Origin of the sequence: Phormidium pseudopriestleyi FRX01 (assembly GCF_017313335.1) — a bacterium.
Classification (GTDB): Bacteria; Cyanobacteriota; Cyanobacteriia; order Cyanobacteriales; family Laspinemataceae; genus Laspinema; species Laspinema pseudopriestleyi.
The window spans coordinates 1-6475 of sequence record NZ_JAFLQW010000129.1; the positions used below are offsets into that span (position 1 = coordinate 1).

6 protein-coding genes are annotated in these 6475 nt (G+C 49.6%); 2 read left to right on the forward strand and 4 right to left on the reverse strand.

Annotation, left to right across the window (positions count from 1 at the left end; translation table 11 throughout):
• Positions 1-108 precede the first annotated feature (108 nt).
• The gene (locus J0895_RS04930; RefSeq protein WP_207087006.1) at positions 109-408 is read right to left on the reverse strand and encodes a ferredoxin; all 300 of its coding nucleotides are present in this window, start codon (positions 406-408) and stop codon (positions 109-111) included.
• Between the two features lie 294 nt (positions 409-702).
• On the opposite strand from J0895_RS04930, the gene J0895_RS04935 reads away from it, so the two are divergent.
• Both J0895_RS04935 and J0895_RS04940 read left to right on the forward strand, forming a co-directional pair.
• Entirely contained in the window at positions 703-1758 is a 1056-nt protein-coding gene (locus J0895_RS04935; protein WP_422894312.1) for a Gfo/Idh/MocA family protein, read from the forward strand.
• A gap of 166 nt (positions 1759-1924) precedes the next feature.
• Positions 1925-2488 (forward strand): type III secretion system chaperone family protein, encoded by a 564-nt coding sequence (locus tag J0895_RS04940; protein ID WP_207087007.1) that lies wholly within the window; start codon positions 1925-1927, stop codon positions 2486-2488.
• Between the two features lie 197 nt (positions 2489-2685).
• Here the strand turns inward: J0895_RS04940 and J0895_RS04945 are convergent, their stop codons facing one another.
• The 3 genes from J0895_RS04945 to J0895_RS04955 form a co-directional block, all read right to left on the reverse strand.
• Positions 2686-4068 carry a pentapeptide repeat-containing protein gene (locus J0895_RS04945; protein WP_207087008.1) on the reverse strand — a complete coding sequence of 461 codons (1383 nt, stop codon included), beginning with the start codon at positions 4066-4068 and terminating at the stop codon, positions 2686-2688.
• A gap of 244 nt (positions 4069-4312) precedes the next feature.
• Complete coding sequence (locus J0895_RS04950) at positions 4313-5629, reverse strand: serine/threonine-protein kinase (protein ID WP_207087009.1); 1317 nt, start codon at positions 5627-5629, stop codon at positions 4313-4315.
• 184 nt (positions 5630-5813) lie between these two features.
• On the reverse strand, positions 5814-6475 hold a 662-nt coding region (locus tag J0895_RS04955; RefSeq protein ID WP_207087010.1), incomplete at its 5' end, for a hypothetical protein.

Sequence of the window (6475 nt, forward strand, 5' to 3'; positions counted from 1 at the left end):
GGGTTTAAACCCCCGCCGGGTTTTGCCTCAGAACAAGAGTAGGGGCGCACCGTCGATTGTGCGCCCCTACATTTTGAAAATGGAAAAATTTTAAGGGGGGGAGTTCTCTTAGTAGAGTTCTTCCTCTTGATGAGTCACAATCGTACAGTCAGAACTCGGGTAAGCCACGCAGGTTAAGACATAACCGGCTTCAATTTGCTCATCATCTAAGAAAGACTGGTCAGACTGGTCAACGGTACCGGAGGTAATTTTGCCGGCACAGGTAGAGCAAGCACCAGCACGGCAGGAATAGGGTAGGTCGAGACCTTGTTCTTCCGCAGCATCCAGAATATAGGTATCATCTTCCACTTCAATGGTTTGATTGAGACCTTCGGCTTCGTTGATTAAGGTGACTTTGAAAGTTGCCATTTAGTGATTCTTCTCCAGATAATCGACAGGCTTATAAGTTTTGCTAATGCAGAGGTCACGCCTTGATTAACGCGCAAGTCTGCGGGTAGGATCAGCCTTTCTCTGATATTAGGGGAAAAATCAAAGGTTGCAACACTCTTTGCCCCCTTTATCCCAACAAAATTTATTATAAAGATTTCTAATTTAATCCTGATTACTTATACCTAAAGAAGGACCCACCCAAAGTCAGAGCAGGTATCCACCGGGCAAAAGTTAGAGTAGTATCGATTCTATTAAATAAAGCAAACTCAGACCGTGACGACTTCCTCTAGTCCCAGTACGAACCGATCGCCCTCCCTGGTCCCGATTACCCAACTCCCGATTCGGGTGGGTCTCGTCGGCACAGGTTTTGTCGCCAAACTCCGAGGGCAAACCCTACAAGAGGATGAGCGATCGCGCTTAGTGGCCGTGGCGGGGCATACTCCAGAAAAAACCGAGGAATTTGCCCAAATCCATCGGACTATCGCGCTCAACTCCTGGCAAGATTTAATCGCCAGGGGGGACCTGGATCTGGTGATTATTTCCAATATCAATCGCGATCGCGGTGCAATCATTCGGGCGGCCCTGTTAGCCGATTGCCACGTCGTCGTTGAATATCCCCTCTGTCTGGATCCGGCAGAAGCTGAGGACCTGATTGCCTTGGCAACCGCAAGGCAACGGCTGCTTCATGTGGAACATATCGAACTGTTGGGGGGAGTTCATCAGGCCCTGAAACAGTCCTGGAACGAAGTGGGAGAAGTCGCCTATGTCCGCTACAGTACCCTCAACCCCCAACGGTTTGTGGGGCGCAAGTGGACCTATAACCGAGAATTATTTGGCTTTCCCTTGACTGGCGCCCTGTCTCGTCTGCATCGCCTGACGGATGTTTTGGGCCAAGTCGCCACGGTGAGCTGTCAAAGCCGGTTTTGGGAGGTACCCAAGGAACCGGAGTATTTTCGAGCTTGTTTATGTAGCGCTCAGTTACGGTTTACCAATGGGGCGATCGCTCAAGTCATCTATGGCAAAGGAGAAATCTTTTGTGCCAGCGAACGAAAATTGGAAGTGCATGGAAGTCAGGGAACCTTGATATTTGATGGAGATCAGGGTCAACTGGTGCGCGACGGTGACATTACCCCCCTTGAAGTCGGGGCCCGACGGGGGTTATTTGCCAAAGATACCCAGATGGTCCTGGATCATTTAACCCAGGGAACCCCATTATATGTTGACCCCAGGGCCAGTCTCTATACCCTCAAAGTTGCTGATGCTGCCCGTCTTGCCGCTGAAACCGGAACGACGATCGCCTTGAAGGAGGAGTCTAAACCCAATTTTTGAGGGGGAAGTAACCGGAACCGGGGACCAGGTAGCGATCGCCCGCTCATCATCCGCCAGTTCCGGTTAGGATAAAAGAGGCACTCTCGGGTGTGTCTTTTTTGATGCTAATAGATATAGATAAATAAATAAATGTCACCATTCCAATCAGCAATCAAAGGGAGTTAATATGGGCACGAGTCTCCAACAAATCGCCGATTATCTTGACAACCGGGCTTGGCAATATGAGGTTGATTCAGAACATCATCGGATTATCACCGGCGTCCAAGCCGAAAACCTGGAAAGTTTCCCCATCGTGATTCAACTCGATGAAGATGGAGAATTTTTCAAATTGTTTGCGCCAAAAGTCTTATCAGGAATTAGCAATCATCCTTACAAAGAGTCAATTCTCCAGACGATGTTATGCATTTCCTGGGAAACGAAAATGCTGCAATGGGAATATGACCCGACTGATGGAGAAATCCGAGCCATTATTGAATTTCCCTTAGAAGATTCCATATTGACCGAGAGACAATTTAATCGATGTTTGAGTGGATTAATTCAAATTGTGGATGATATTGCCATGCCTCGGCTGAAAACTGTGATGGAAACCGGGAAAGACCCGGGAGATGAAGATATTGGAGAACGGCTGCTGTTAACCTTACAAGAAGAAGCACCGGGACTGTTAGACCTATTAGAAAAAGCGATGCAAGCGCGGAAAACACGGGGGATTTTGCCCTCGGATTATTTTTGAATGGGGAAGACGGTAAGCTTTCCCTCGCTAAACAAAGGGATTAGAAAATTCGGACACCCTGGGAGTGCGAGCATCTTGCTCGCTAAAATTATCCAATTTAAATGCATAAGCAGCTTAGGGTGTTGAAAACGGCGATCGCGCACTCATTCCTTAAATGCGATCGCCAGGGCTGATTCTAAAGATTAACGAATGCCGCATTATCGGCCTAAGAGATTAGGAATACCTTCGCACCCCCCCGGGACAGTATCTCGGGTTTTGGAACCGCCCCAGGCACAGATATAATAGCGTTGACTCTCAGACATCCGCTCAACTTTAGAGAAATTGGCATTCTCAACGACGGCACCCGTATGTTCCCCGGTTTGATAATTGGGCCGTTTGGTCCGACTGCGCGGGGAAGCGGTTTCTACAGGTCCGTAGAAGAATCGGGTCGCGTTGATGTCGGAACCCGAAAGGTTGGCTTCGTACAAAATAGCCCGGGAGAGATTGGCTTTGACCAAATCGCAGTTCTGGAGATCGGCGCGAACGAGATTGGCTTCGCTTAATTCGGTCCAGCGGAGATCGGTGCCGGAGAGGTCAGAACCAGCTAACATGACGCCCAAGGCGATGACGCGAACCCCATCAACCCGGTCTTCTGCATAGCCTCCGTCCCCATCAAGAATGGGACGACCGAGATGGCGATCGCGCATTAGGGGGGTCAAGAGCCTAGATTGGGATAGAAATCGGATAATTTTGGATTTCCCTTCACTATCGACACTGGCGAGAATGGCGGCAGTCCGACCTTCGGCGATCGCCCGTTCTTGAGGCCAATCTTCTAGCAATCCTTCTTCATTTAAGGCCAAATCAGATACCCCTTGAAAGTAGGTATCAATAGTTTGCTGTTGGGTAATCCGGTTTTGCTGAATGGTCAGTTCTTTGGAAATCACATACTGCCGCCATGCTACATAGACGGCGATAATGGCAATCAAGATTTGACCCAAGGCCCCAACGATTTCACCAACGGCCCCGATCGCCTCCCAGTTAATCTGGATATTCCGACTTCCCGGTTGCTGATTGGAGCCACTGAGCATTAAAAGCCCGATAATTCCCGTCAGCACTCCCACAAAAGCAATCACAACGGCACGCCAAGGGTCCGGGACTAACTGGATCCAAATCCGACTCCAGTTGGGCCAGATGATTCGCAGGGAAATCGTAAAGGTGCCAACGGCACCGGCGAACCCGAGTAAGATATTATCGATCGCCAAACCGAAGACCATAATGGTGATCGCCATTAACACTAGAACCCCCCCAGGGCTAGAGGTGGGATTATCCTCTAAAGGGGGTAAGGTGATCAGCGAAAGTTGTTTCCTCCCCAGGTTCTGTTGGTATTCATCCAACTCTTCTAATAAGTCCGGTTGGCGAACCCGTTCTCTGTTGACACCGCTATGACTCGGGATGCGCTGGAGTTCAGGGGTGGCATTGGTCATATTTCCCCTCGTTCGTTCGGGAGTAACGGGGTTGTTCCCTCGCTCTGAAGGGTTAACCGAGGAGGAGTTGTCTTTAGGGTTGGGGTTATTCGAGTTAGGGGTTGGCTCGGGGTTCATGGTTTTGAGAAGGCAGAGGAAGCTACTGCAGTGCAGGATTGGAATAGCCCAGAAGGGCATTGTAGAAAATTGTACCTAACCTGGGCATGATCTGGGTTGACCTTTTGGAGTAGGGAGGAGCGCAGAGGACTCAGGGTTAAGTAACCCGTCCGGGAATCGGCGATCGCCCGGTGGAAATCAGGGGGATTCATTTGCTAGGGATTAGGGGAGATTTGAAGGATGCACCCAGTTGTGATATCTTCCCTTAGAGGCTACATTTTTTCAGTCGGGTGGCTAAAAATGACCATAACCGACCGCGCCGTCCCCAACTCGGGAGATGTCCGACGGGTGCGGTGAGATCAAAGGTCAGGTCGGCATAAGAGACCCATTCGTTATCTCGTCGCCATCCGAGGCGATCGCTCAATTGTTCGTAGTCTCCTGCACTTTTGCTCCACATCTGTCTTTGGATGCTTAAGCCGAAATGTCCATTGCTGTATTCGGTCCAGAGGCGATCGAGGGTGCGGAGGTCTCGGCCGGGAAAATGTTTGACATCTTCTACGTTGAGGCGGCCTTCTGCCTCTCGACCCGCAACTCGAATCATCAGGGCTTCTGTTTCGCGATCGGCTTGCTGCCATTGACCGTCAGCTAATAGGCGCTCCAGGGTCGTATAGTCCATTCCGACTGCTGAGATAGAATTGGCGACTTCCGGGATAGCCGGTGTCATTTCAGTGGGTTGGGGGGAGAAATCCGATGGCCCGTCTTGTAGTAATTCTAACCAAGCTTCTATAGACTGCGGACGATTTTCGGGGACTAATGCCAACCCTTTGAGAATTGCTGTATTAACGCGATCGCTCACCGACGGATTGAGGGTTTTAGGGGGAACTAAAGGGTCGGTTTGGGTTTTCACCCAACTGCGATCGCGAGAACTCGCCGATGGAGGAACCTTAGCCGTTAATAACGAGTATAAAGTAGCCGCCAATCCATATACATCTGTATAAGCGCCGCGCAATGCTCGGAGATCGTACTGTTCCAGGGGGGCAAATCCCAGAGACCCTTGTTCATGATGAATTTCCACCTGATCCTGGGAAAACTCCAGGGCTAAACCAAAGTCAATCAACACCGCGTCTGACCGTTCTTGACGTAAGACAATATTCATCGGTTTAACATCGCGGTGTAAAAAGCCTTGTTCGTGGACCAGACGCAGAGCATCCGCAATTTGATAGGTATAAAACAATGCTTCCCGTTCAGATAACCGGCCTTTTTGTTTGACCAACCGGGCGAGAGTTGTGCCATCAATGTATTCCAGCACCACACAACAGAGGGAGTCTGTATCAATCACCTCTTCAAGTCGCACAATACTGGGATGAATGCAGCGAGACAAACAGTCCGCTTCCTTGAGAAATTCTTCCTTATATTTAGCGAGTTCCTGAGTAAAGCGAGCTTTTCGCCCCAAAGTTTTAATCGCAAAAGGGCGATCGCGATCGTCCCGAGCTAAATAGGTAATCCCAAACCCGCCTTTGCCCAGTTCAGATTCGATAGTGTACTTACCATTGAGTAATTGTTCTCCGGGTTGCCAAGCCATAAGTCGTTGCTCTTTATTAGTATCCGATATTGTACTTGCACCGCCATAAAAAGAGCCACCCATCTAGCAATGTTTTAGCGAGTGGGTGGCCTATAGTTGTCAATCGGGGCTGGAGTCGCTTAGATTAGCCCAAATGGTCTGGTAGGGGGCGGAGGCGATCGCCCCCGCCCTCAAGTGAGTCCCGTTATCCTACGGGGGTTTCTTCAGGTTGTTGGAAACCGGAACCGTAGACGTAGTTGAACGCTTGGACGTTCGTCACTTCAGTGATGGAACTGACACTGTAGAACTTAGTCAGAGCTTCAGCATTTTGAGTTTTCAGTGCATCCACATCCAGACCTGGAGAGGGCGCGAACCCAGCTTCTAATCCGGCACTGAACATATACTCCAGAGTTTGTGAGTAGCTCACTTGCTCAATGGAGGTAGAGCCAGCCCAAGTGAGCAGGGATTGCGCTGAAGCCGATCCTTCCGCCAGATAGGACTCGAAGTCAACCAACTTCGATGGCTTTTGACCTTTTTCTAACCCGGCACCCGTTACATAGTCAAAGAGTTCTTGGTTAGAAATTTCGTCGTTGGCATCGATGTCAATCTGTGCCTTGTTTTCCTCCAGATCCGTGGCATATTCTGTCTTATACCACTCTAAGTCAATCACAGCAGAGGTGTTTAACCCTTCAGCGATACCTTCAGTGTTCATGAAGTCGTAAACTTGCCCACCACTGATGTTGAATACATTTTCCAGGCTGTAGTCCGCCAGGATTTTATCCGAGAAGTTCTCGGTGTAGTAATCCATCGCAACGAATGAGGTGACATCAATTCCCAGTTCAGACGCTTGGTTGAACATGAAGGAAA

What these genes read in the sequence shown, in the direction of transcription:
- J0895_RS04930 (WP_207087006.1), bottom strand. Translation starts at nt 408, where the DNA reads ATGGCAACTTTCAAAGTCACCTTAATCAACGAAGCCGAAGGTCTCAAT.
- J0895_RS04940 (WP_207087007.1), top strand. Translation starts at nt 1,925, where the DNA reads ATGGGCACGAGTCTCCAACAAATCGCCGATTATCTTGACAACCGGGCT.
- J0895_RS04945 (WP_207087008.1), bottom strand. Translation starts at nt 4,068, where the DNA reads ATGAACCCCGAGCCAACCCCTAACTCGAATAACCCCAACCCTAAAGAC.
- J0895_RS04950 (WP_207087009.1), bottom strand. Translation starts at nt 5,629, where the DNA reads ATGGCTTGGCAACCCGGAGAACAATTACTCAATGGTAAGTACACTATC.